Below are 23,410 nucleotides of genomic sequence, written 5' to 3'. Positions count from 1 at the left end.
ATGCCTCGGGTGGGCGCGGGGAGGGGGGAGGCTGTCTCAGGACGAGGCGTCGTAGCCGGTGCTCGAGACATCCTCCTGAACTCCGGGCAGCATCCGCGCCGGCAACTCCGCGACGACGACCACCACGACGTCCTCGAGTTTCCAGTCCAGGTCGATGATCGCCTCCCGTGCCCGGGTCATCTCCGCAAGGGTGGGCGTGTGGCCCTGGACCGGTACCACGAACGACTCCACGTGGAACACATGGCCCTGGTCGCGTACCCGGGACTGGGCGGCCTGGACCCAGGGCAGCGCGGACAGGGTCTCATCGATCTCCGGGAGCAACGGATGCGGGCCGCTGCCGTCATAGGTCTCCACGCGGGCGTCCATGAGGGCGGCGGTGGCGACCCGAACGTTACGCACCCCATCGCGCAGGATGTTGCCGGCGATGAACAGCGCCGATGCCGTGTCGGCCCACCACAGTCCCGCGCCGAGCCCGATGATCCCGGCGATGGCGCCCAGCGTGGTCATCCAGTCGGCCTTGTTCATCTCGGCATCGGCGTACAGCACGCGATCGTGCAGGTGCCGGGCCAGGGGCATCTTCGCCCGACCGAGCAGAACCGGCGGCAGGGCGGTGTAGGCGAGCACGGCGATCATCAGCCACCCCGACCACACCACCTGCCCGCCTATCTCCACCAGGCCCACCGAGGCGCGATGGCCGGAGAGCAGCCCGCCGGCGGAATCGACGAGCAGGAAGGCCCCCAGACCGAACAGGGCGGTCGCGGCCACCAGGTGCCCCACGCCGACGGCCCGGTGGTACCCGTACGGGTGGCGCGGGCTGGGACGGTGCTTGGTGGCGCGGACGGCGAAGAGGAAGGCGATCGGCGGGATGAAGGAGAGCGTGTTCTCCACCACCGCGGCCTGCATCGCCTTGGAGTCCCCCATGGTCAGCAGCAGCAGGGCCACCGCCGTGGCGAAGAATCCGATCGTGATCCACGCCAGGCGAACCGCCCGGCGCAGCGCCGCCTGCACCTGCGGGGGCAACTCGGTGTGTCCGAAACGTGCCATCAGCGTGCCGCCAGCAGGAACCGCTCGAGGGTGACCAGGAAGGCGTTCTCGCCCGCCGGTACGGCCATCACGCGGGGGATCTGCGCGCCGTCGTCTGCTGATTCGGTGTAGGGGCGGGTGAGGCCGGCCATCTCCCGCCAGGGCGAGTCCGCGGTGAGGCCCCCGATCACCAGGTGGAGATCACCACGCTCCAGTTGCCCGATCAGCGCTTCCTCCCCGCCCGGCACCCACACGACCTCGGCATCGAGTGTGGCAGCGAACTCGGTCACGAGTTCCACCTCGGTGCCCGCGGGATCCCCGTCGGTTCCCTCGGGCAGGTCGGTCCAGGGCGGGTTCGGGGAGACGCCGACCAGCAGGGTGCCCCCGGTGACGCGGTCGAGTGTGCCGTCAGGGTCGGCCGGCACGGCGCTGCAGGCACCTAGCGCCAGGATCAGGAGCATGGCCGCGACCGCGATCCTTCTCATCGGGCCCAGTCAACTCCCTGTGGGCGGTTTCGCATCTTGAGGCCGCGATGGTGGCCCGGCCCGGGCATGACGACGTCCCGTGGTCCAGCCCGAATGGGCCGGAAGTGCACTGGACGAGGGTGCCCCTTCCACGGGACGTCGCGGTGACTGCCGGGTATTCGCCAGCGCTATCGCGGGCGAACCCGCGTCGGGTCCGTTGCTACGGGCTGCTAGCGGGCAGCCACCTCACGAGTCCTATAAGAAATCACTTCTCGGACCACCTCCTTTCCCGTGTGGGGTTCTACTGTAAGCACGACGGCGGGAGTTGGGGAACGTTTTATCGCCCGGCGAACACTGGGCTCGCCCGGGCCTTGCTGTGGCTACCCCGGTCTATTCGGGCGCCGCAGCGCCCGTGGTGTCCAGCCGATGCAGGTTGCGCCGCCGGCGGATGTGCCCGGCGAGGTAGGCAGGGTGCCCTGTGGGTCCCGGGGCCTACCTGTGTGGGCACGGGCGGTTAGTCTCGGATGCATGACGCAACTGGTGGGCGCCCACGCCGGGCAGGACGATCCGATCGGGTACGCGCGCGAGGTCGGGGCAGATCTGGTGCAGATCTTCCTCGGTGACCCGCAGAAGTGGTCGGCTCCGAGTGCGCCGCACCCCGACGGGGCCGACGGGCTTCGCCGGGCCGCGCAGCAGGCCGGCATCGCCCTGGTGGTGCACGCCCCGTACGTGCTCAACGTGGCCAGCCTGAACAACCGGATCCGGATCCCCAGCCGCAAGCTCCTGGCCAAGGTGATGGACCTGGCCGGGCAGATCGAGGCGATCGGGGTGGTGGTGCACGGCGGGCACGTCCGGGCCGAGGGACGATCCGGAGGTGGGATTCGACAATTGGCGCAAGGCGATCGAACAGACGCCCAAGCCGGTGCCGCTCCTGATCGAGAACACCGCGGGCGGGAACCACTCCATGGCACGGGGGGTGGAGCGGATCGCGCGGCTGTGGGAGTCGGTGACCGCGGCCGACGGGAGCGAGCAGGTGGGGTTCTGCCTGGACACCGCCCACGCGTTCGCCGGTGGTGAGGAACTCGACGGGCTCACCGACCGGATCCGGGCTATCACCGGCCGTATCGACCTGGTGCACCTGAACAACTCGCGGGGCGCCTTCAACTCCGGGCAGGACCGCCACGCAGGCATCCACGCAACGGACGGGTTGATCGAGCCCGGTGCGCTCGGCGCCCTGGCCGCGGCCGCCAAGTCCCCGGTGGTGCTGGAGACCCCCGGCGCAGGCCATGCCGAGGAACTCACCTGGGTGCGTGAGCAGGTGCGGTGAGCACCCCGGACGACGACGCCGCCTCCCGGTAGCGCGCACCACCTGCTGGGGCGCCGGCGGGGGTTGGGGGTGTGGTTCGGTATCGTCGTTCTGCTTCGCCCAGTCCCGGTACGTGCGGCTCTGATCAGTCGGCGATGGCCTCGTTCGCCGCCTGCTGGGCCTGGCGCAGGGCCTGGGGCACCTCGATGCGGCCGGCGAACATATCCTGGAACACCGGGCTGATCTCGTTCGATCCACCGCTTGCCCGGGGGCCGAGCGGTGCGGGCGTGGTCCCTTCCTCGACGGCGTCGAGGAACACCTGCACGTCGACATCCTGACCGGCCCAGTACTGCGCGTAGGCCTCCTGGGCCTCCACCACCCCGGGGATGCCCGCTCCGCTCTCGCCCAACGGCCGCTGACCCTGTGCCGAACCGAGCCAGCGAAGCACCTCGATCGTCGCCTCGGAGTCGGCTGCGTGGGCGCTACCCACCGCGGCCACCCCGTGCACCACACTGATGCGCCCGCGCGGTCCCTCGACCTTCGGCGCCAGGTCCCAGTCGAAACCGGCATCGACCAGGTGCGCCAGTGCGGAGGGCCCGGCCTGGAACAGCGCCAGTTCCTCCCGCAGGAACAACTCGCGGGAGAAGGCGGGGTCGTTGTTGGTGTCCTCGGCCGCGGGGGCCACCTGATGGGTCTGGATCAGGTCCACCACGTATCCGAACGCGGCCTCCCCCGGCGGGGTGGCAAAGGTGTACCTGCCGGACCCGTCCTGGAACCGGCCCCCGTTCTCCGCCAGGAAACTCAGCCAGATCGCCTGTGCGTCGTGCTGGGCGTTGAATCCGAACCGGACGATGTCCTCCGCGTCGAAGCCCGGCTCGTCGGCGGTGCTCCCCTCGGCGTCGACGGTGAGCGCCTGGGCCGCCCCCACCAACGTGTCCTCGGCTCCGGTGGGGTCCCAGCGCAGGCTCGCCGGCTCGACGCCGGCCTCCTCGAGCAGGTCGGTGTTGTAGTACAGCGCGGTCGACTCCCACAGTTGCGGCACCCCCCACTGGATGCCATCCCGGCGGTAGAGGTCGGCCACCGGCTCCGTCCAGGCGTCGTGGTCGCCACCGATCGCCTCGTCCAGGTTGATCATCTGGCCGGTGTCGGCGTGCGCTCCGAAGTTGGCGGTGTTGGTCCAGAACACATCGGCCATGGTGCCGGCCTCGAGGTCCTCCGGTAGCCGATCCCAGTAGTCCTCCCAGGCCACCACCTGCACGTCCACGGTGATCTCCGGGTGCTGTTCGGTGAAGGTCTCGAAGGACTCCTCGTAGGCGGCCGCGACGGTGTCGTCCCAGATGCGGAAGGTCACGGTTGCCTCGGCGTCCTCGGAGTTCGGCGCGTCCTCCGGGATGCCTGAGCAGGCCGCCAGGGCCAGGGCTGTCCCGCCCAGCAGCGCGGGCAGGGCGAGCACGGTGCGACGACGGCGCGAGGTTGTCCTCATCGAGGCTCACAGCCATCCACGGCGCTGAGCGGTGCGGGCGGCTTCCACCCGGGTGGTGGTGCCGGTCTTGCCGATCGCCGAGGACAGGTAGTTGCGCACCGTCCCGGTGGACAGGTGCACGTGCGCGGCGATGGTGGCGATCGGGGCTCCCTCCAGGGCCTCGCGCAGCACGTCCTTCTCCCGGTCCGTCAGCGGGTTCGGGCCGCCGGAGAGGGACTCGGCGGCCAGCGTCGGGTCCACCACCCGAAGGCCGGCGTGGACCCGACGGACCGCCTCGGCCAACTCGGTGGCCGGGGTGTCCTTGACGACGAATCCGCTGGCACCGTTGTCCATCGCGCGGCGCAGGTAGCCGGGCCGGTCGAAGGTGGTCACGATAAGCGAGCGCACCCCCGGGGTCTGCTGGTGCAACTGTCCGGCCACCGAGATGCCGTCCATGCCCGGCATCTCGATGTCCAACAGGCACACCTGCGCGCGGTGCCGGCGTACGGCGTCGAGCACCTCATCGCCCCGACCCACCTCGGCCACCACCTGCAGGTCCTTCTCCAGGTTCAGCAGTGCGGCCAGGGCCCCGCGTACCAGCGCCTGATCGTCGGCCAGGAGCAGCCGGATGGGTCCATCACCCATGGGTGGTCGTTCGCGGTTCGGGTTGGTCGGTGGCGGTGGCGGTCCCGGCGGACAGGTTCCCACCGGTTCCTGCCTGCTCGCCTGCCGTGCGGGCGCTCTCGGGTGGGTCGGCGTCCGGGTCCAGGGTGGCCGTCACCTCGGTGCCACGACCTCCGGCGCCGGTTCTGATGGACAGCGTGCCGCATCCGATGCGCTCGGCGACCCCGCGCAACCCGTGGCCGGTCGCACCCTCGGGAACCCCGACGCCGTCGTCGGTCACCCGGATCCAGGAACCGCCGAGCAACACCTGGCACCGGGTGGCGGCCGAGTGACGCACCACGTTGGTGACCAGTTCTCGTAGTACCCAGGCCAGCACGATCCGGTGCCGCGGGTCCACGGCGCTGGTGTCGGTGGGCAGTTCCGCGCTGATACCGGCCCCGGACAGGGCCGCACCGGCGCGTTCCAGCTCATCGTCCAACCGGGCCACGCGCAACCCGGCCACGGTGGCGCGCACCTCGGCCAGGGCCTCGCGGGTCAGGGCCTGGATCTGGGTTAGTTCGTGCTGAGCCTGCTCGGGGTTGACCTCGATCAGTCGTTCGGCCAGTTCGGCCTTGACCGTGATGACGGTCAGGGAGTGACCGAGCACGTCATGCACGTCCCGGGCCACCCGGTCGCGTTCGGCCGCGAGTTGGCGTTCGTCCTCCAGCGCCCGGTGGGCGGTCTGACGTTCCTCCAGCACCCGGACCAGGCCGTTGCCCACACCCACCCCGAGGATGATCGCCACGAAGAACCACATCGAATCGAACTCGCCGATCATCGCCGGCCAGATGATGGCCGTTGCCAGCGCGAGCACCATCACGACGCCGGCCCAGCGCAGCGGCAGGGTGAACGCGCTCAGGGCGACCAGGAACACCACCAGGCTGAGTACCCAGGGCCCGAGCACGGGCACGACTGCCAGGATCAGCAGCGTCAGCACGCTCAGGTGCGTCACGCCCACCCTGGTGGCCTGGGCGGCTGTTTCGGTACAGCCGAGGCGTACGAAGCCGGCGACGTAGACGGCGGCGTAGAGCAGCACCCCACCGATCGCGAGCACCCGCACCAGAAGTGAGTGGTCGCTCTGATAGACGGCCATGATGGGGAAGGCCAGGAAGAGCAGCCAGATGGTGGCCATCACCCACCCGAACCGGTCCCACGGGTTCGTCCCGATGTCGGCCTCGTCCGCTCCGGGCACCGACGAACCATCGCCGGTGCGCTCGGCGATGCTGGTGGCGGGCTCGGTGTGCCGGGCGGCCTGGTCGGAAGTCATCGTTGATGTCGATCCTGCCATGGATGCCCCGTCAACGGCAGGAGCCGGCGCGACGCCGACCGCCTCCGATTCCGAATCGCTCGCCGGGTTCATCACGACCCACTCACTGCCGGGCGCGGCCGCGGCGCACCAGGGTGATCGCGATCAGGCCCAGGACGAGGGTCCAAGCCATCACGTTGGTCAGCGGGACCCACAGCGGTTCGTGGACCGGGTCGCCGTTCATCGTGGCCAGCCACCCCTCGGTGAGCGGGTAGCGGGCCAAAGCGGCGTAGCCGTACAGCGGGGTGAACTTGGCGATGGCCAGCAACGCCCCGGACAGGGGGATGAACATGTTGCCCAGGAACGCCAGCACCACCGTGGATCCACTGGCCACCGCGATGGCGGACTCGGATCTGATCGCCAGGCCCCACACCAGACCCCACAGGGCGAACAGGGCGGCGCCGGGGATCACGATCATGGCGCTGAGCACCCACGCCCGGGCCGAACCCTGGGCGCCGGTCAGCGCGCCGAGACTATAGATCAGGGCTATCGGCAACGCCGCGATCACCACCGCGACGAGTGCCTTGGTGCCCACGTAGGTCGAGTCACGCAGTGGCGTCAGGCCGAGCTGGCGGCCCCAACCCTGCATCCGTTCCACCGCGGTCTGCCCACCGATCGAGGTGGTCGCCACCACCGCCCCGTAAGCGGCCATCGCGATCATGATCGACATCGCGACGTTTCCGTTGCCTGCCGGGTCGCCGCTGAACTCCATCGCGGCACCGAAGATCAGGTAGAAGAACGCCGGCAGTACCACGATGAAGAAGATGCCCATGAACTCGCGGAACTGACGCTTCAGTTCCAGTCCCAGGATGGTGACGTTCATCGGTGCTCCTCATGGTTGGTCTCGCTCTGCTCCACCGGCGCGGTGCCGGTCAGCGCCACGAAGGCGCTCTCCAGGTTGGCGCTGGCGATCTCCAGTCCGCTGGCGCCCACCTCGCTGAGCAAGGCGAGAGCGGCGGCGTCGGTATCGGTGGCGCGCATGTAGGCCCGCCGCCCGTTGCGGCGGACATCGGTGATGACGTCCAACGCGACGATGTCGTCGAGCACGTCCTGGGCGCCGTGTTCGGGTAGGTCCACCGACAGGGTGCGCCCGGAGTTGCGTTCCCGGATCTCACTGGTGGGGCCGTGCAACGATCTTCCCGCCGGAGATCATCACGATCCGCTCGGCGAAGTTCTCCGCCTCCTCCAGGTAGTGGGTGGCGAAGACCACCGAACGCCCCGCGCGGGCCTCGGTACGCATGGTGTCCCAGAACTCCCGCCGCGCCGTCACGTCCATTCCCGCGGTGGGCTCGTCCAGGATCAGCAGTTCCGGGTCGGGCAGCAGCGCGAGGGCGAACCGCAACCGTTGCTGTTCTCCGCCGGAGCACTTGGAAACCTTCCGGTTGGCCAACTCGTTCAGCCCTGCCCGCTCGAGCACCTCCTGGACCGGGCGGGGTGCGGTGAAGGTGGAGGCGACGTAGCGCACCGTCTCGGCCACCGTCAGGTCCCGGAGCAGGCCACCGGTCTGCAGTAGCGCGGAGACCTTTCCGGCCAGGACCGCCTCACGGGGGGCCAGCCCCATCACCGCGACACTGCCGGCGTCGGGTGGGACCAGGCCCAGCACGATGTCCAGCGTGCTGGTCTTGCCGGCCCCGTTCGGTCCGAGGAATGCCACGATCTCGCCGTGGCCGATGGTCAGGTCCACCCCGTCGACGGCGTGGATGCGCCCGTCCCTGCCGGGGAAGCTCTTGCGCAGGCCCCGGACGGCGATAGCCGGTGGTCTCGGTGCAAGGGCGGCACCGTGATCGGCGGGGGTGCCGTGATCGGCGACGACCGCGTTCTGGGTAGTTGAGGGGTGCATGGTGACAAGAGTGCTCGGCCTGGACCCTCACCGGTCAGCCCCTGCTGTCACCTGCTCCCGATGACATCGGTCATAGCCGCTGCCAGGATCGGCCAGACTAGAGGCCATGTTCACTACGCGCCCCGAGCTCCTCGGCACCTTCGGCATGGTCGGCTCCACCCACTGGCTGGCTTCCAGCACCGGCATGGCGGTGCTGGAGGACGGCGGGAACGCCTACGACGCCGCCGTGGCGGCGGGGTTCGTGCTGCACGTGGTGGAGCCGCACCTGAACGGGGTCGGCGGGGAGATGCCCCTGATCGGGCACGACGGCGCCACCGGCCGCACCTTCGTGGTCTCCGGGCAGGGGGTGTCTCCGGCTGCGGCCACCGCCGGCGCCTTCACCGACCTGGGCCTGGACGTGGTGCCCGGCACCGGCCTGCTGGCGGCCACGGTGCCCGGCAGTTTCGGTGCCTGGATGCACATCCTGGCTGCCTACGGCACCAAGTCGCTGCGCGAGGTTCTGCGTTACGCCATCGGCTACGCCGCGCACGGGCACCCGGTGCTGCCCGGCGCGGCCGCCGCGATCAAGGCCGTGGCGCCGGTGTTCACCGAGCACTGGGCCACCTCGGCCGAGGTCTACCTGCCCGGCGGCACGGCCCCGCAGGCCGGTACTCTGGTCACCAACCCCGTCCTGGCCGCCACGCTGGAACGCATCGTCACCGAGGCCGAAGCCGCCTCCCGCAACCGTGAGGAGCAGATCGAGGCTGCCCGGCGCGCCTTCTACTCCGGTTTCGTGGCGGAGGCGATCGAAGCCTTCGCCGCCACCAAGCAGTGGGACGGGAGCGGGGAACTGCACGCCGGGCTGCTCACCGGCGCGGACCTGGACTCCTGGGCGGCCACCGAGGAGGACCCGCTGCTGCTGGACGTGGCCGGTGCCACGGTTGCCAAGACCGGCCCGTGGAGCCAGGGCCCGGTGATGTTGCAGCAGTTGGCGATGCTGGACGCCCTCGACATCGGCGCGGCCGAACTGGGCTCTGCGGAGATGGTGCACACCGTGACCGAGGTGGCCAAGTTGGCCTTCGCCGACCGGGAGGCCTACTACGGCGACCCCGGCCACGTGCAGGTCCCGATCCAGGACCTGCTCAGCCCCGCCTACGCCGCGCAGCGAGCGAGGTTGGTAGGGCCCGAAGCCAGTACCGACTTCCGGCCCGGCTCACCCGGTGGCGCCACGCCGCACCTGGGGCAGGCGGTGCTTGCGGCGATGGCCGCTGATGCCGGGCACGACGCCGGGGTGCGGTTACCGGGCCAGGGTGAGCCCACCCTGGACCGTGGCGCCGCCGCCGCAGGCCCGGTCGCCGGCGCCGACATCGAGGGCGCCGAACGGGCCGGTCGGGGCGACACCTGCCATCTCGACGTGGTGGACCGGTGGGGCAACGCGGTCTCGGCAACCCCCTCGGGCGGGTGGCTGCAGTCCTCCCCGGTCGTCCCCGGGCTCGGCTTCGCCCTGGGCACCAGGGCGCAGATGTTCTGGTTGGAGCAGGGGCTCCCGGCCAGTATCGCCCCACGCCGGCGCCCGCGTACCACCCTGTCGCCGGGAATGGTGCTGCGCGAGCACGGGCCGATGGCTTTCGGCACCCCCGGCGGGGACCAGCAGGACCAGTGGACCATCCCGTTCCTGATCGCTCACCTGTTCGGCGGCCACAACCTGCAGGCCTCGATCGATGCTCCGAGTTGGCACACCACGCACCTGCCCTCCTCCTTCTACCCGCGCCAGGCCGAGGTTGCCGGGCTGCACGTGGAGTCACGTCTGGGCGAGCAGGTGCTAGCCGAACTGCGCCGACGTGGGCACCGCGTCACCGACGCCGGACCCTGGTCGCTCGGCTTCATCAGTGCCGCCGGCCGGCGCGCCGACGGTCTACTGCACGCGGGCGCGAACCCCCGGCGGATGCAGGGCTACGCCGTCGGACGCTGACCCGTGCGACACATTCGCCCTCACCATCGCTGGGAACGGCGCGGTGAATCCGGCCCGAGGCTGTGCGCCGCTACCAGAGCGTGCGGACGCCGCGGAGTGTTCCGAATGCCGGATCGCGCGTGATGAGCACGAGCGACTCGCTGATCGCCTGTGCGGCCAGCATGCGGTCGAACGGGTCGCGATGAACCCAGTCGAGGCTGCCCGCAAGCATGGCGTGCTCATCAGTGATGGGCAGGTGCTCGCAGCCCAGTCGCTGCAGGTTTCGGTCCCAGGCACTCAGGAGCCCAGTGGCCTGGGGAAGCCTGCCCAGGCGGGATTTCGTGGCGACTTCCCACGCACTGGCGGCGGAGGACAACAGGGTAGTGCCCCGATCGACGATGACCTCATGGGCGGTCGGACTCAATGTCGCCGGCTTGGTCAGGGCCCACAACAGTGCATGGGTGTCGAGGAGGTATCTCAATGTTCCCAGGCAGCCAATTCGCTTTCTGGCAACTCCTCTAAGAATTCCACCGGTACGTCATAGCCGACAAAACCCAGATCACGCGTGGCACCGGAGGACAACGGGGCCAGCCGCGCGACCGGAGTGTCTCCGCGCGCGATCACGATCTCCTCGCCGTCCTCCACCCTGGCGAGCAGAGCAGACAGATGCGTCTTCGCGTACTGCACCTTCACTGTGGTCATCCCATCAGACTAGGTTGGTCAACTACCGTGGTCAAGCAGGTGCAGCGCCGCGGAGGATCGCTGGGCCGGCCGCCGATCCTCACCCGGCAGCGAGCGCCTCGCGCACGGCGTGGTAAGCGGGTTTGGGCTGGTAGTCACCGTGCAGGAGCAGCGCGCCGCCGGTGCCGGGGAACCAGCCTGGCACCCAGGACTGCTCATCCAGCACGCCCCAGGGGGTGAGTGACTCACAACCGGGCACATCCAGGGCGATCCGGGTGATCCGGGCGTACCGGTCGGCCTGCTGATCCAGGTGTTCCTCGCTGAGGCCGCCTTCACCCGTCACCGGGCCGCGGACATCGAGTTCGGTGATCGCGGTGCGCAGGCCCAGGTCGGCGAACCGTTTCAGGTTCTGGGGCAGGTCCTCGGGGAAGGGCGCGGACATGTCCAGGTGCCCCTGCACACCGAACCCGTGCACCGGCACACCCTGTGACCGCAGGTCCCGGAGCAACGCGTACCAGGCGTCGGACTTCGCGCCGTGACGTTCGACGTCGAAGTCGTTGCCGAACAGCAACGCGTCCGGGTCCGCCTCGTGGGCCCAGGTGAACGCCTCGGCGATGATGTCCGGCCCGAGTGCGCCCAGCCACGGGTTCTGCTCGGTACGCAACCGGCCGTCGTCGTCGAGGATCTCGTTGACCACGTCCCAGTGCTGGATGCGACCGGCATAACGACCCACCACGGTCTGGATGTGCGTGCGCAGGAGCCGCCGCAACTCCTCCGGGCTGTGGTCCCCGCCGGTGATCCAACCCGGGTTCTGGTTGTGCCACAGCAGCGTGTGTCCGCGCACGTGCTGGCCGTGCTCGGCGGCGAAGTCGACGATCGCGTCGGCCGCGGCGAAGTCGAACTCGCCGGGCGCGGGTTGGAGCCACTCCCACTTCGTCTGGTTCTCCGGGGTCAGCGAGGAGAACTCGGCGGCCAGCACCTGCCGGTACCGGGCGTCGGTGAGCAGCGGCATCGTCGTGGCGGTGCGGCCGTACCCGGCCACCGCGGCGCCGATCCGGAGCCGGTCGGGCGCATGGGCGCGCAGCCCACCCTGGCTCTGCTCGTCGGCGCGCTGGTGCCCGGCGGGTGAGCCGGTGGGGATGTTCATTCGTGGTTACCTTCCGTGCGGCGTTGTTCATGCCGGTGCCCCGGGCCGCGTGCGAACCGGCTCGGGGCACTGGTGGTGGGTGGTTCAGCCGAGCATGGTGCGGCACTCGGCCAGTGCCGGGTGATTATTCCACCGGGCGTGACCACCGGGATTGGTCTGCACCAGGGTCTGCTGCACGGCGCAGAAGGCGGGCTTGCGCTCGTAATCGCCCTCCAGCAGCAGGGCGCCGCCCTGACCCTCGAACGTGGCAGGCACCCAGGAGTGCTCATCCAGTACACCCCACACGGTGAAGGAGGTGCAGCCGGTCACGTTCAGGCAGGCCTGCAAGCCCTGGCTGTACCAGTCGGCCTGTTGCTCCAGCAGTTCCGGGCTCAACCGACCCTCGTCGTCGACGTAACCGCGCACGTCCATCTCGGTGATCGCGGTCTGCAGACCCAGGGCGTCGAAGCGCTCGAGGTTCTCCTGCAGTCGGCCGTCGAAGCCGTACATCAGGCCGAGATGGCCCTGGATGCCGAAACCGTGCACCGGGACACACCCTCGGCGAGCAGGTCCTGGATCAGGTCGTAATAGGCGTCCGCCTTCTCGTTGGTGCCCTCGACGTTGTAGTCGTTGAAGAACAGCAGGGCGTCCGGGTCGGCCTCGTGGGCCCAGTGGAAGACGTCAGCGATGACCTCCGGGCCCAGTTCGCGCAGCCAGATGTTGTCCTGCATGCGCAGTTCGGCGTTGTCGTCGAAGATCTCGTTCGCGACGTCCCACTGCTGGACCTGCCCGGCGTAGCGGTCCACCACGGTGTGGATGTGGGTGCGCAGGATGTCGCGCAGTTCCTCCGCGGTGAAGTCGCCCTCCTCCAACCAGGCCGGGTTCTGGCTGTGCCACATGAGGGCGTGCCCGCGCACGTGCTGGCCGTTGTCGGCGGCGAAGGCGACGACCTCATCGGCCGCGGCGAAGTCGAAGGTGTCGGCATCGGGCCGCAGGGCGTCCCATTTCATCTGGTTCTCGGGGGTGAGGGAGGAGAACTGCGCCGCCAGGAAGTCCCGGTACTCGGCGTCGTTGGGGAACGGCTCGGGATAGTCCTGGTTCCCGTGATGCCCGCCTCCGGCGGCCGCGGTGCCGATTCGCAGATCGTCCGGGGCCCACGAGCGCAGGGTGTCCTGTTCGGCGAGGCCGGGTGGGAGTTCGCCCTCCTGTCCGGGCGGCCCGGCGTGTCCGGGCGGGCTTGCCACGGCCGGTGCCGCCAGGGCGGCGGTGCACAGTCCCGCGCCGAGGATGGCGGCGGCCCGCTTGATGGATGTCATCGTCATCGATCTCTCCTTTTCTACCCGCCGGTGTAGTCAAGGCGCACTCCGCGGCGGTGGACGGAGTGGCCGGTCAGTCCCTCTGGTGGGTTACGGGCATCACCCCTTCACTGCGCCCTGCAGACCGGAGACGATCCGCTTCTCCATCGCCAGGAAGAACACCAGTGCCGGGATCATCGCCAGGGTGGTGAAGGCGAGTACACCGGCGGTGTCCTGGGCGTGCTCGGTGGAGAAGTTCGCCACCCCCAGCGGCAGGGTCTGTGCGCTGGGGGAGGACAGGATCAGCAGCGGTAGCAAGTAGGCGTTCCAGGAGGCCACGAACGCCAGCACTCCCACGGTGACCAGACCGGGGCCGGACAGCGGCAGCAGGATCCGCCAGAAGAACCCGATCCGGGAGGCACCGTCGATCAGCGCGGCCTCCTCGAGTTCCACCGGCAGGGCACGTAGGAACGGGCGCAGGATGACCACCGTCATCGGCAGCGCGAAGGCCGCTTGGGGCAGCGCCACCCCGAGGACGGAGTTGGTCAGTCCCATGTCCCGGATCATCAGGAACAGCGGGATGATCGCCACCGTCAACGGGAACAGCAGGCCGAGGGTGAAGATCAGGAAGAGGATCTCCCGGCCGGCGAAGGTGTACCGCGCCAGTGGGTAGGCGGCCATCACTCCGGCCACGCACACCACCACCGTGGTCACCAGTGCGATCACGGTGGAGTTCATCGCCAGCCGCCAGAAGGTACCGGAGGTGATCACGTCGATGTAGTTGGTGAACACCCACGGGTCCGGCATGCCCACCGGGTTCATCGCGAGTTGCGCGTTGGTGCGGAAGCCCCCGAGCGCGGCGTAGAGGACCGGGCCCACGGTCATGGCCACCACCACCAGCGCGATGGCGTACACGATCGGGTTGCCGCCGGCGAAGGCGTTGGAGCTCCGTCGACGACGACGGGTGGCCGGCTCGTCCAGGACGGCCGGCTTCTCGGACGGGACCACGGGCGCGCTCATCGCTTCTTCCTTCTCGGCTTCGGTGCGTCAGTGGTGTCGCGGCGCAGGACGAACACCTGGTACAACGCGGCCAGGGTCAGGGAGATCGCGAACAGCAGCACCGCCACCGCCGAGGCGTAGCCGTACAGGCTGCGGTTGGTGCCCTGGTCGATCAGGTACACCGCCATGGTGACGGTGGCGTTCGCCGGCCCGCCGCCGGTGAGGATCCATACCATGTCGAACAGTTGCAGGGACCCGATCATGGACAGGAAGGCCCAGGTGCGGATGGTGGGACCGAGCAGCGGGATGGTGATCTTGAACTGCACCTTCCACCAGGAGGCGCCGTCGATCTGGGCGGCCTCGTACAACTCGGGGGGCACGCCCTGCAGGCCGGCTAGCATCAGGATCACCGCCAGGCCGAGGTACTTCCAGGTGAGCACCCCCATCACGGTCCACAGCGCGATCTCGGTGTCCGCCAGCCACAACTGGGTCCACTCACCCAGGCCGACCGTCTCCAGCAGGTCGTTGACCATGCCGCGGGGCTGCAGCAGCAGGAACCAGACCACCCCGGCCACGACCTCGGCGAGCACGTAGGGGATGAAGATGATCACCCGGAGGAGCGACTGGCCCCACATCTGCCGGTTCAGCAGCAGCGCGATCCCCAGGCCCAGGGGCAACTGGATCAGCACCGACAACACCACGATGGTCAGGTTGTTGACCACCGCGTCGGTGAACACGCTGTGACTCAGCGCCCCGCGCGTAGTTCTCCAGCCCGATCCAGTTCTCCAGCGGTCCCAGGCCGTTCCACCGGTAGAAGGAGTACCGCACCGCCTGGGCCACCGGGAAGGCGATGAAGACGGCCACCAGGGCCAGGGCCGGGGCGCTGAAGAAGGCGATCTCAGCGCGCTTGCGCCACGAGGACCGTGGCCTGCGCTGCGGTGCGGACCGGCCCTTCCGGGTGCGGGAGGCCCCGCCGGGCCCGCCAGGTGCAGAACCTGGGCGGGCCGGCGGGGCGGAAACCGGTTGTGCCATCGGGTATTACTCGTTGGCGGCGGCGTCGACCATCGCGTCGACCACGTCCTGCGGGGAACCCTGTCCCGCAAAGATGTCCACGACGGCTTCGTTCATCGCGCCACCGATGTTCTCACCGAAGGCGGTGTCGAAGTACAGCTGCACCAGCGAGGCCTCGTCCCGGGTGGTGAGCAACTCGGCCAGGGCCTCATCCGAGACCGAGTCACTGGCCGCTGGGTTGGTGGGCAGGCCCATGTCGTTCTCGGCGAAGCCGATCTGGATCTCGTCGCTGAGCAGGTAGGCCACGAAGTCCACTGCGGCGTCCGGGGCGTCGGCGTTCAGGCCCCAGGCGTCACCGCCGCCGAGGACTGCGCCCTGGTCTCCTTCGCCACCGTCGATGGCGGGGAAGCCGAACCAGCCCAGGTTGAACGGGATGGTGTTGTCATCCATCAGGCCCTGCATCACACCCGGCTCCCAGTGCCCGGCCAACTCCATCGCCACCTGCTCGGTGGCCAGCAGGCCGGATGCGCTGGTGGGGCCGGTCTGGGCCGGGGTGGCCAGGAAGCCCTCGTTGAACGGCTCGGTCTCGATCAACTCCTGCAGGTGCTCCCCGGCACTGACCCAGCAGGCGTCGGAGAAGTCGTGCTGCTCCACCGCGGCCACCACGGCCTCCTCGGCGCAGGCGCGCAGGGCGTAGTAGTAGTAATAGTGCGCTGCCGGCCAGCCCTCGCCCGCACCCACCGAGACCGGCTCGATGTCGGCTGCCTTGAGTGCGTCCACCGTGTCGTTGAACTCCTCCATCGTGGTGGGCGTCTCGGAGATCCCGGCCTCCTCGAACAGGTCCTGGTTGTACCAGAAGCCCACCACGCCGGAGGTGAAGGGGATGGCGTAGACACGCTCGTCCACGGTGTAGCCACCGGTGTAGGCCTCCACCACGCCGATGGTGTCCGCGGCGTCGTCGGTCAGGTCGCGCAGCAGGCCGGCCTCGGCGTGTGAGGCGGTCTCCCCACCACCGCGCTCCATGAAGATGTCCGGGTGGTCGCCGGTCTGGAAGGCCGCGTCCAACCGGGTGAGCATGTCGTCGTGGGCGATCGCGGTGATCTCGATGGTCACCCCCGGGTTGTCGGCCATGAAGTCCTCGGCGGCCTGCTCGTAGAAGGACTGGCCCGGATCATTGTTGGAGTTGTGCCACCACGTGATGGTGACCTCCTCACCGTCGGCCGCACCGTTCTGCGTGCCATTGCTGCCCGGGTCGGTGTCTCCGTTCGTACCGTTGTCGCCGCCACAGGCGGCGAGAACCAGCGCGGTCAAACTTGCTGCGGCGATCGTTGTCGCTACTCGACGTCGTGACATGTCTCCTCCAAGGTCGTCCTTGACGTGACTTGAATGTTTGCAGGTTGAACAAAGACTCGTCAATCGATTTCGATAACGATTTATAAGCAAAGCGAGATTCAGTCTGGAGCGCGCTAGGTTGTAGGAATGACGATTGCGCGGCGAGTGACGATCGCTGATGTGGCACGGGTGGCGGGTGTCTCCACCGCCACGGTGTCGAAGGTGATCAATGACCGCTACGGGGTAGCGGCCGCCACCGGCGCGCACGTGCGTGGGGTGATCGAGGATCTGGGCTACGTCTCCAGCCTGGGTGCGCGCAGCCTGCGCAGCCTGCGCACCAATGTGCTGGGCATCCTGGTGGCCGACTTCGAGCCGTTCAGCACCGAGTTGCTCAAGGGTGCCTCCCGGGCGGTACACGACACCGGCTATGAACTGCTCGCCTACTCGGTGGGCCGGGCCGGTCAGGAGACCGCGGGCTGGGAGCGGCGCTCGCTCAGCCAACTGCACGGCACCTTGATCGACGGGGCGATCCTGTGCACCCCCACGATCGTGGAGGTTCCTGCGGGAGTGGCGGTGGTCGCTGTGGACCCCCACACCGGGCCGACGGCGCTGCCCACCGTGGACTCCGACAGTTTCGGCGGGGCGAAGGCCGCCACCGAGCACCTCCTCGGGCTGGGCCACCGGCGCATTGCCTTCATCGGCGGGCGTGATGACCTGAACTCCTCCAGGGAGCGCGAGCGTGGGTACCGTGCCGCCATGCAGGGCGCCGGGTTGGAGGTCGACGACGCACTGGTGCGCTTCGGTGACTACACCGGGGAGCCGGCCGCAGGTGCGGTGGCGGAGATGCTGGCGGAGCAGAATCCGCCCACGGCGGTCTTTGCCGCGAACGACCTGTCCGCGATGGGTGTTCTGGAGGCGGCTGCCGAGGCCGGCTTGCGGGTGCCGGAGGATCTGTCGATCGTCGGCTTCGACAACATCCCGGAGTCGGCCCTGACCACCCCGGCGCTGACCACGGTGGAACAGCCCATCCAACAGATGGGTGAGCGGGCCCTGACGATGTTGATCGACCTGCTCGCGGGCCGGCAGACCGAGGCGCATGTGCGGCTGCCCACGCGACTGGTGGAACGCGGCAGCTGCGGGCCGGTGCGCTGACTACCCGACCACCTGCACTAGGTGCGCAGTTGCGGCACCGACTCCACCCGGTGCACCCCACGCGGCCGGTAGCCCAGGTCGGCGGATTGGCCGACCAGGTCGGCCAGCAGCCAGATGATGCTCAGCCACATCTCGGTGCCCTGCAGGCCGGGCCGGTTGCCCGCCGCGCCCTGGTCGGCTGCTCCGGGAGCGGCGAAGGCGAAGCCGGAGCCGTGGTGCCAGGTGCCCAGGGCGTCGCCGAGCAGCCGGTGAGCCAGCGCGGTGATCTCGCCGCGTCGGTGTGGGGTTTGCCGCCCGGCCAGCCACAATGGGTGGGCTACGTCCAGCACGTTGCAGGCGTTCTGCCGCTCCGGTGTGAAGTAGCGCTCGTCGCCGGCGTGGCGCAGCACCGTGTCGATCACGGCTTCGGGGTAGGGGACCGGCAGCCCGAACTGGGCGAAGGTGCCGCGGGTGAGCCGGTAGTAGCCGTTCACCACCAGCAGCGGTTCCTGGTCGCGCAGGCTGCCCCACATCCCGGTGCCCGGGTCGACGTGCCGGTGCAGCCAGCCGAACAGCGCATCGGCCAGGGTCTGATCGGCCCTGCCGCGCGGCAGGTCCCAGCGCAGCCCGGTCGCCAGCGCGTCGACGCCGTCGCCGGCGTTCCAGGCGTTGGTCCGCCAGGGCAGGGCGCCGACCTGTTCGCGTAGTTGCGCCGGGGTCAGTGCCGACGGCGTGGGGTGCGGCAGGTGTGCGCCGAGCAGGTCGAGGGCGTACCCCACGCAGGACGTGGTAGCGCGGGCCGGCGTCACCCTCCTCCTGGGTGCCGTCGGGCCGCAGTTCGGGGATCTGGCCGCCCGGGCGCTGCCAGGAGGTCAGTCGCTGGATCTGGTCCGCTTCGTCGAGTTGGTCCGGGGCGCGGCCGAGCAGCAGGTCGGCGATCTCGATCGCGTCGCACTGGGCCCGTACGGTGACTCCGGTGCCGGGGCGGTCCCGGAACAGGCCCAGGTCGGTATCGAAGGCGCGCTCCATCAACTCCCGCACCTGCGCACGGGCGCGGTCGGCGAACGCTCGCAGCTCTCCGGCAGGGTCCGGTTCGGCGCTTCCCGCGTCCGCGGGCCTGGTGTCGGCCGGTCCGGTGCGTGCCGGTTCGGCTCCGGTGCGCCCCTGCCCGGCTTCCGCCGGTGCGCCCAGCCCGGCTGCCGTCGTCGTCGGCCCCTCGGGGGGCACCCGCCACCGGATCAGGCGTGCCGGGTTCCCGCCCACCACCGCTCCGTCCGGAACGTCCTTGGTGACCACGGCGCCGGCGGCGATGACGCTCTTGTCCCCGACGTTGATGCCGTCCAGCAGCACCGCGTGTGAGCCGATCCAGACGTCGTCGCCGATGGTGATGCCGCGGGCGGTCAACGGCTGGCGGAAGATGAACTCCTCGGGGTCGTCCATGGTGTGGTTGAAGGCCAGGATCGAGGTGTGTGCGCCGATGCGCACCCCGGTTCCGGCCCGGACGCTCCCGCGCACCACGGTGAAGGCGTTGATCGAGCAGTCCGGACCGAACGCCACCTCGTCGGTGAGGTAGGCGTGGGCGGCCACGTAGGTGCGATCGCCGAGGTCGAGCCGCTCGGCCTGGACCGAGGCCAGCGGGCTCAGGTAGGCGTCGGTGCCGATCCGCCAGCCCGGATTCTGCTGGCGCAACCGGTGCTGGTGGTCGGCCTGGGCCCGGCGCTGGTCATCGGTGGCGCGGCCGGGAAACAACCAGGGCGAGTAGTCGTGATCGGCGGGGGTCGCGGATGCGGATCCGGGCGCGGCCGGCGATGCGAGTGTGGGCGTGGACTCGGCCTCGGTCTCGTCCTGGCTGGTGTCTGCGCTGTTCACCTGTGCTCCCGCTGGATCTGCCGTGGGGTACCAGCCTAGGGGAGCGGTCGGGTGGAGTCCCGGGCCACCAGGTGGGTGGCGAGTTGGATGTGGTGGGAGGCCGGTGGGTGCCCCTCCATCAGGTCCAGCAGTGTGCGCACCCCCGCGGGGACCGGGGTGTGGTCAACGCAGCGAACCCCGCGTACCGTCACCGACCAGGGGATCACCCGAACAACCGACCGGAGGAAACCGTCAATGTCTGCTGTGCTGCACGTCGCCACCACCGGCTCCGACCGGGACGACGGCTCGGCCTCCGCCCCTCTGCGCACCATCAACCACGCCGCCCAGATCGCCCAGCCGGGTGACACCGTGCTCGTCCACGGTGGGGTGTACCGGGAGTGGGTACGCCCGGCCCACGGTGGCCGCAGCGACCGGCGCCGGATCACCTACCAGGCCGCCGATGGTGAGCAGGTGGTGATCAAGGGCTCCGAGCAGATCACCGGCTGGGAGCGCGACGGGGGCACGGTGTGGCGCGCAAACATCGACAACAGCCTCTTCGGTGAGTTCAACCCGTTCGCCGAAACCGTGTCCGGGGACTGGGTCCTCTACCCCGCCGGGGCTCCGCCCAAGCACCTGGGCGAGGTGTACCTGAACGGGCGCAGTTTCTACGAGGTCCACTCCCGCGCCGAGGTGGCCGACCCACCCCTGCGCACCTCCGCCGTCGACCACTGGACCGACACCACCGACCACATCCGCGACCCGGAGCAGACCCGCTTCGTGTGGTACGCCGAGGTCGGGCGGGACAGCACCACCGTCTGGGCGAACTTCCAGGACGCGGACCCCAACCAGGCCCTGGTCGAGGTGAACGTGCGCCCGGCGGTGTTCCTGCCCGACCGACCGCACGTGGACTACATCACCGTGCGCGGTTTCGAACTGGCCCAGGCCGCCACCCCCTGGACCCCGCCGACGGCCGACCAGCCCGGCCTGATCGGCCCGAACTGGGCCAAGGGCTGGGTGATCGAGAACAACATCATCCACGACGCCAAGTGCTCGGCGATCTCCATCGGCAAGGAGGCCTCCACCGGGCACAACTTCGCCACCACCCGCCGGGACAAACCGGGCTATCAGTACCAGATCGAGTCGGTCTTCACCGCCCGCCAGTACGGCTGGGACCGCGAGCACATCGGCTCCCACGTGATCCGCGGCAACACCATCTACGACTGCGGGCAGAACGGCATCGTTGGCCACCTGGGTTGTGTCTTCTCCACCATCGAGGACAACCACATCCACAACATCGCGATCAAGCGGGAGTTCTTCGGCCACGAGATCGGCGGCATCAAACTGCACGCCCCGATCGACGTGCAGATCAGCCGGAACCGGATCCACGACTGCACCCTGGCGATCTGGCTGGACTGGCAGACCCAGGGCACCCGGGTCAACCACAACATCCTGTACGCCAACAAGCGCGACCTGTTCATCGAGGTCAGCCACGGCCCCTACCTGGTGGACCACAATGTGCTGGCCTCCCCGGTCGCGATCGAGTCGATGAGCCAGGGCGGCGCGTACGTGCACAACCTGGTGGGCGGGTCGGTGCGGATCGAGCAGGAGATGGAACGGGCCACACCCTACCACCTGCCGCACAGCACCCAGGTGGCCGGCTACGCCTTCATCCAGGCCGGCGACGACCGGTGGCTCGGCAACATCTTCCTCGGCGGCGACATCGCCGATGCCTACGGCCCCGACACGATCCTCGCCGACCCGAACGCCGGATACGGGCTGGCCGGCTACAACGGCTATCCGGGCAGTTTCGCCGAGTACATCCAGCGCGTGCACAGCCGGTTCCCGAACGGGGACCACCGCCGCTTCAACGGTGTGCCACAGGCGGTCTACGCTCGCGAGAACCTCTACCTCGCCGGGGCCCGGCCCTTTGAGGGGGAGGACTCCGCGCGGGTGCTCGCCGGGGCGGCGAGCCTGCAGGTCCACGACGACGGCGAGACCGGCTACCTGCAACTCCTCCTGCCCGAGGGATCCGGTCACGCAGGGCTGGGCCTGATCACCAGCGAGGACCTGCCGCGGGTGCGGTTCGTCGATGCCGAGTTCGACCAGCCCGACGGCGCCCCGGTGGCGCTCGGCTCGGACCTGCTCGGCCAGGACCGGGACACCGGGGCCCGCTACCCGGCGGGACCCTTCGCCGAACTCGCCGAGGGTGAGTTCCGCCGTCGTCTGTGGTGAGACCGTGGTGAAGCGATCCCCGCGCCGGTGACATAGTCGGGGCGGAGGTGATCGGCGATGACGACCAGGGGCTATCGCGTGGCCGTGCTGGTGTTCGGGCTCCTTCTCGGCCTGAGTGCCTGCGGGGCCGGCGGCAGCGACCCCGGGGATGATCCCGACGAGATCGGGACCGTGCCCGAAAGCCCCGCCGGCCCGGATGACGACGACGCGGACTCCCCGGATGACCCACGCGTGCAGGACGCGCGGGCGGACCTGGCCGAGCGCACCGGCGCCGACCCGGGGGACATCGAGGTGATCGAGCAGCGGTCGGTGACGTGGCCGGATGGGTCGATCGGGTGCCCGGAGGAGGGCATGTCCTACATCCAGGTGTTGACCGAGGGTGACCTGCTCGTCCTGGCCGCCGACGGCGTCGAGCACCGATACCACGCCGCCGCGGAGGAGGACTTCTTCCTCTGCGCCGACCCCCGGGACCCGCTGCCGACTGACTCCGGACAGTAGGAGCGGCGCGCACCCGGCTACGGGGCGACCGGGCGACTGGCACCCCTCGCATCGGCGTCACACTGCCTGAGGTAAATCAGTAACAACGATAGACTCCGGACGGTGCTGGGTAACATCTGCACCGGAGCAACGCCGACAAGGGCGGGACCCGCCCGAATCAGAGGGAGTTCACTGTGGAACGTTCGTTCAATACCGTTGCCGTGCTCGGGATCGGGAAGGTCGGCGAACTCGTTGCCGATCTGCTGATGCGTTCGGGGTTCAGCGTGGTGGGGTACGACTCTCGTCCGCGGGCGGACCTGGGCTTCGCGGTCAAGCAGCTCGACGTCACCGACTCCCACCGTTTGCGCGAGGCGCTGGGCACGGCCGACGCGGTGCTGACGTGCCTGCCCTATCAGCACAACATCGCCGTGGCAGAGGCCGCCCGGCAGGTGGGTGTGCACTACTTCGACCTCACCGAGGACATCCCGACCACCAACCGGGTGCGTGACCTCGCCCAGGACTCCACCGCCATCTTCGCCCCCCAGTGCGGCCTGGCCCCGGGGTTGATCGGCATCATCGGCGCGTCCATGGCGGCGGTTTTCGAGGAGATCCGCTCCATCGAGCTCAAGGTGGGTGCGCTGCCGCAGAACCCCACCGGCCTACTCGGCTATGCGTTCAACTGGTCCTCCCTGGGGGTGGTGAACGAGTACCTGAACGACTGTGAGGTGGTGCGCGGCGGCCGCCGCCAGATGGTCCCGGCGATGACCGCGAAGGAACGCGTGGTGATCGGGGGCGTGGAGTTCGAGGCGGCCCTGACCTCCGGCGGGCTGGGCACGATGTGCCAGACCTACGAGGGCCGGGTGCAACGGCTGGATTACAAGACGCTGCGCTACCCGGGCCACTTCAAGCAGATGCAGTTCCTCTTCGACGAGTTGCACCTGCGCGACCGGCGCGAACTGGCCGATGAGATCCTCGTCAACGCCAAGCCGCCGGTCAACGACGATGTGGTGCATCTGCACGCCGCGGTGGAGGGTGTGCGTGAGGGGACGCTGCAACGCCTCAACGACGTGCGCGCCTTCCGGCCCATCGAGATCGGCGGGCGCACCTGGCGGGCGATCTCCTGGATCACCTCCGCCTCAGCGGTGTCCATGGTGGAATTGGCCGCCACGGGACGATTGCCGAATACCGGCTTCATCCGCCAGGAGGACATCGCCCTGTCCGACCGGTGGACACCCAGGCGGGTTCGCTGATCACCACCCACGGAACCATCTCCTGCGGAAAGGA

Annotated in this window: 25 protein-coding genes and 2 pseudogenes; 9 read left to right on the top strand and 18 right to left on the bottom strand. The window is 69.4% G+C overall.

Features of this window, described 5'->3' with window-relative positions:
- Nucleotides 1-36: 36 nt before the first annotated feature.
- Nucleotides 37-1,044 (bottom strand): cation diffusion facilitator family transporter, encoded by a 1,008-nt coding sequence (locus tag ACRRRO_RS06900; protein WP_424795669.1) that lies wholly within the window; start codon nucleotides 1,042-1,044, stop codon nucleotides 37-39.
- Nucleotides 1,044-1,508, bottom strand: a complete 465-nt coding sequence (locus tag ACRRRO_RS06895; protein WP_424795670.1) for a transporter substrate-binding domain-containing protein — start codon at nucleotides 1,506-1,508, stop codon at nucleotides 1,044-1,046. The genes ACRRRO_RS06900 and ACRRRO_RS06895 overlap by 1 nt, the downstream gene beginning before the upstream one ends.
- 405 nt (nucleotides 1,509-1,913) lie before the next feature.
- Between ACRRRO_RS06895 and ACRRRO_RS06890 the strand changes: the two are divergent.
- A pseudogene (locus tag ACRRRO_RS06890) lies at nucleotides 1,914-2,321 on the top strand (TIM barrel protein); the annotation flags it as partial.
- 40 nt (nucleotides 2,322-2,361) lie between these two features.
- Nucleotides 2,362-2,814: a TIM barrel protein gene (locus ACRRRO_RS06885; RefSeq protein ID WP_434081284.1), complete on the top strand. Its 453-nt coding sequence runs from the start codon at nucleotides 2,362-2,364 to the stop codon at nucleotides 2,812-2,814.
- 124 nt (nucleotides 2,815-2,938) lie between these two features.
- Here the strand turns inward: ACRRRO_RS06885 and ACRRRO_RS06880 are convergent, their stop codons facing one another.
- From ACRRRO_RS06880 to ACRRRO_RS06855, 6 genes are all read right to left on the bottom strand, one after another.
- Nucleotides 2,939-4,276, bottom strand: coding sequence for an ABC transporter substrate-binding protein (locus tag ACRRRO_RS06880; RefSeq protein ID WP_424795672.1), 1,338 nt, complete (start codon nucleotides 4,274-4,276; stop codon nucleotides 2,939-2,941).
- A 6-nt stretch (nucleotides 4,277-4,282) separates the two neighbouring features.
- Nucleotides 4,283-4,900, bottom strand: a complete 618-nt coding sequence (locus ACRRRO_RS06875) for a response regulator (protein WP_424795673.1) — start codon at nucleotides 4,898-4,900, stop codon at nucleotides 4,283-4,285.
- Complete coding sequence (locus ACRRRO_RS06870; RefSeq protein WP_424795674.1) at nucleotides 4,893-6,185, bottom strand: sensor histidine kinase; 1,293 nt, start codon at nucleotides 6,183-6,185, stop codon at nucleotides 4,893-4,895. The genes ACRRRO_RS06875 and ACRRRO_RS06870 overlap by 8 nt, the downstream gene beginning before the upstream one ends.
- Nucleotides 6,186-6,288: 103 nt before the next feature.
- A complete protein-coding gene (locus tag ACRRRO_RS06865) occupies nucleotides 6,289-7,047 on the bottom strand; it encodes an ABC transporter permease (protein ID WP_424795675.1) in 759 nt (252 codons plus the stop codon).
- On the bottom strand, nucleotides 7,044-7,355 hold the full coding sequence (locus ACRRRO_RS06860; RefSeq protein ID WP_434081283.1) for a hypothetical protein: 312 nt from the start codon (nucleotides 7,353-7,355) through the stop codon (nucleotides 7,044-7,046). Before ACRRRO_RS06860 ends, ACRRRO_RS06865 begins: the two co-directional genes overlap by 4 nt.
- Entirely contained in the window at nucleotides 7,336-8,064 is a 729-nt protein-coding gene (locus ACRRRO_RS06855; protein ID WP_434081282.1) for an ABC transporter ATP-binding protein, read from the bottom strand. The genes ACRRRO_RS06860 and ACRRRO_RS06855 overlap by 20 nt, the downstream gene beginning before the upstream one ends.
- Nucleotides 8,065-8,170: 106 nt before the next feature.
- On the opposite strand from ACRRRO_RS06855, the gene ACRRRO_RS06850 reads away from it, so the two are divergent.
- Nucleotides 8,171-10,015: a gamma-glutamyltransferase family protein gene (locus tag ACRRRO_RS06850; protein WP_424795677.1), complete on the top strand. Its 1,845-nt coding sequence runs from the start codon at nucleotides 8,171-8,173 to the stop codon at nucleotides 10,013-10,015.
- Nucleotides 10,016-10,085: 70 nt separating this feature from the next.
- Here the strand turns inward: ACRRRO_RS06850 and ACRRRO_RS06845 are convergent, their stop codons facing one another.
- From ACRRRO_RS06845 to ACRRRO_RS06810, 8 genes are all read right to left on the bottom strand, one after another.
- Nucleotides 10,086-10,475: a type II toxin-antitoxin system VapC family toxin gene (locus ACRRRO_RS06845; RefSeq protein ID WP_424795678.1), complete on the bottom strand. Its 390-nt coding sequence runs from the start codon at nucleotides 10,473-10,475 to the stop codon at nucleotides 10,086-10,088.
- Nucleotides 10,472-10,696, bottom strand: a complete 225-nt coding sequence (locus ACRRRO_RS06840; RefSeq protein ID WP_424795679.1) for a type II toxin-antitoxin system Phd/YefM family antitoxin — start codon at nucleotides 10,694-10,696, stop codon at nucleotides 10,472-10,474. The genes ACRRRO_RS06845 and ACRRRO_RS06840 overlap by 4 nt, the downstream gene beginning before the upstream one ends.
- A gap of 79 nt (nucleotides 10,697-10,775) precedes the next feature.
- Nucleotides 10,776-11,822, bottom strand: a complete 1,047-nt coding sequence (locus ACRRRO_RS06835) for an endo-1,4-beta-xylanase (protein ID WP_424795680.1) — start codon at nucleotides 11,820-11,822, stop codon at nucleotides 10,776-10,778.
- An 84-nt stretch (nucleotides 11,823-11,906) separates the two neighbouring features.
- A complete protein-coding gene (locus ACRRRO_RS06830) occupies nucleotides 11,907-12,347 on the bottom strand; it encodes an endo-1,4-beta-xylanase (RefSeq protein ID WP_434081281.1) in 441 nt (146 codons plus the stop codon).
- Nucleotides 12,311-13,123, bottom strand: coding sequence for an endo-1,4-beta-xylanase (locus tag ACRRRO_RS06825; protein ID WP_434081280.1), 813 nt, complete (start codon nucleotides 13,121-13,123; stop codon nucleotides 12,311-12,313). The genes ACRRRO_RS06830 and ACRRRO_RS06825 overlap by 37 nt, the downstream gene beginning before the upstream one ends.
- 93 nt (nucleotides 13,124-13,216) lie before the next feature.
- A complete protein-coding gene (locus ACRRRO_RS06820) occupies nucleotides 13,217-14,116 on the bottom strand; it encodes a carbohydrate ABC transporter permease (protein WP_424787146.1) in 900 nt (299 codons plus the stop codon).
- Nucleotides 14,113-14,832 carry a carbohydrate ABC transporter permease gene (locus tag ACRRRO_RS06815; protein WP_434081279.1) on the bottom strand — a complete coding sequence of 240 codons (720 nt, stop codon included), beginning with the start codon at nucleotides 14,830-14,832 and terminating at the stop codon, nucleotides 14,113-14,115. The genes ACRRRO_RS06820 and ACRRRO_RS06815 overlap by 4 nt, the downstream gene beginning before the upstream one ends.
- Before the next feature lie 301 nt (nucleotides 14,833-15,133).
- Nucleotides 15,134-16,459, bottom strand: a complete 1,326-nt coding sequence (locus tag ACRRRO_RS06810) for an ABC transporter substrate-binding protein (protein ID WP_424795682.1) — start codon at nucleotides 16,457-16,459, stop codon at nucleotides 15,134-15,136.
- A 126-nt stretch (nucleotides 16,460-16,585) separates the two neighbouring features.
- Between ACRRRO_RS06810 and ACRRRO_RS06805 the strand changes: the two genes are divergently transcribed.
- Nucleotides 16,586-17,590: a LacI family DNA-binding transcriptional regulator gene (locus ACRRRO_RS06805; protein WP_424787143.1), complete on the top strand. Its 1,005-nt coding sequence runs from the start codon at nucleotides 16,586-16,588 to the stop codon at nucleotides 17,588-17,590.
- 17 nt (nucleotides 17,591-17,607) lie between these two features.
- Here ACRRRO_RS06805 and ACRRRO_RS06800 read toward each other — a convergent pair whose 3' ends face one another.
- Nucleotides 17,608-18,348, bottom strand: a complete 741-nt coding sequence (locus tag ACRRRO_RS06800) for a hypothetical protein (RefSeq protein ID WP_434081633.1) — start codon at nucleotides 18,346-18,348, stop codon at nucleotides 17,608-17,610.
- Nucleotides 18,349-18,355: 7 nt separating this feature from the next.
- Here ACRRRO_RS06800 and ACRRRO_RS06795 point away from each other — a divergent pair, with 7 nt between their 5' ends.
- Nucleotides 18,356-18,928 (top strand): hypothetical protein, encoded by a 573-nt coding sequence (locus ACRRRO_RS06795; RefSeq protein ID WP_434081632.1) that lies wholly within the window; start codon nucleotides 18,356-18,358, stop codon nucleotides 18,926-18,928.
- Here the strand turns inward: ACRRRO_RS06795 and ACRRRO_RS06790 are convergent.
- Nucleotides 18,899-19,009: pseudogene (locus ACRRRO_RS06790) on the bottom strand (hypothetical protein); the annotation flags it as partial. The gene ACRRRO_RS06795 and the pseudogene ACRRRO_RS06790 sit on opposite strands and share 30 nt — an antisense overlap.
- Here ACRRRO_RS06790 and ACRRRO_RS06785 point away from each other — a divergent pair.
- The 4 genes from ACRRRO_RS06785 (at nucleotide 18,957) to ACRRRO_RS06770 (ending at nucleotide 23,376) form a co-directional block, all read left to right on the top strand.
- On the top strand, nucleotides 18,957-19,142 hold the full coding sequence (locus tag ACRRRO_RS06785; RefSeq protein WP_434081631.1) for a hypothetical protein: 186 nt from the start codon (nucleotides 18,957-18,959) through the stop codon (nucleotides 19,140-19,142). The pseudogene ACRRRO_RS06790 and the gene ACRRRO_RS06785 sit on opposite strands and share 53 nt — an antisense overlap.
- Before the next feature lie 530 nt (nucleotides 19,143-19,672).
- Nucleotides 19,673-21,649, top strand: coding sequence for a right-handed parallel beta-helix repeat-containing protein (locus tag ACRRRO_RS06780; RefSeq protein WP_424795684.1), 1,977 nt, complete (start codon nucleotides 19,673-19,675; stop codon nucleotides 21,647-21,649).
- Between the two features lie 57 nt (nucleotides 21,650-21,706).
- Nucleotides 21,707-22,147 (top strand): hypothetical protein, encoded by a 441-nt coding sequence (locus ACRRRO_RS06775; RefSeq protein WP_424795685.1) that lies wholly within the window; start codon nucleotides 21,707-21,709, stop codon nucleotides 22,145-22,147.
- 116 nt (nucleotides 22,148-22,263) lie between these two features.
- Complete coding sequence (locus ACRRRO_RS06770; RefSeq protein WP_434081561.1) at nucleotides 22,264-23,376, top strand: saccharopine dehydrogenase C-terminal domain-containing protein; 1,113 nt, start codon at nucleotides 22,264-22,266, stop codon at nucleotides 23,374-23,376.
- The last annotated feature ends 34 nt before the right edge of the window (nucleotides 23,377-23,410 follow it).

This window comes from Sanguibacter sp. Z1732 (assembly GCF_051020515.1).
Lineage (GTDB): Bacteria > Actinomycetota > Actinomycetes > Actinomycetales > Beutenbergiaceae > CALKWS01.
Note: the sequence above shows the minus strand (reverse complement) of the source record. Positions and strands in the feature narration are given on the sequence as shown.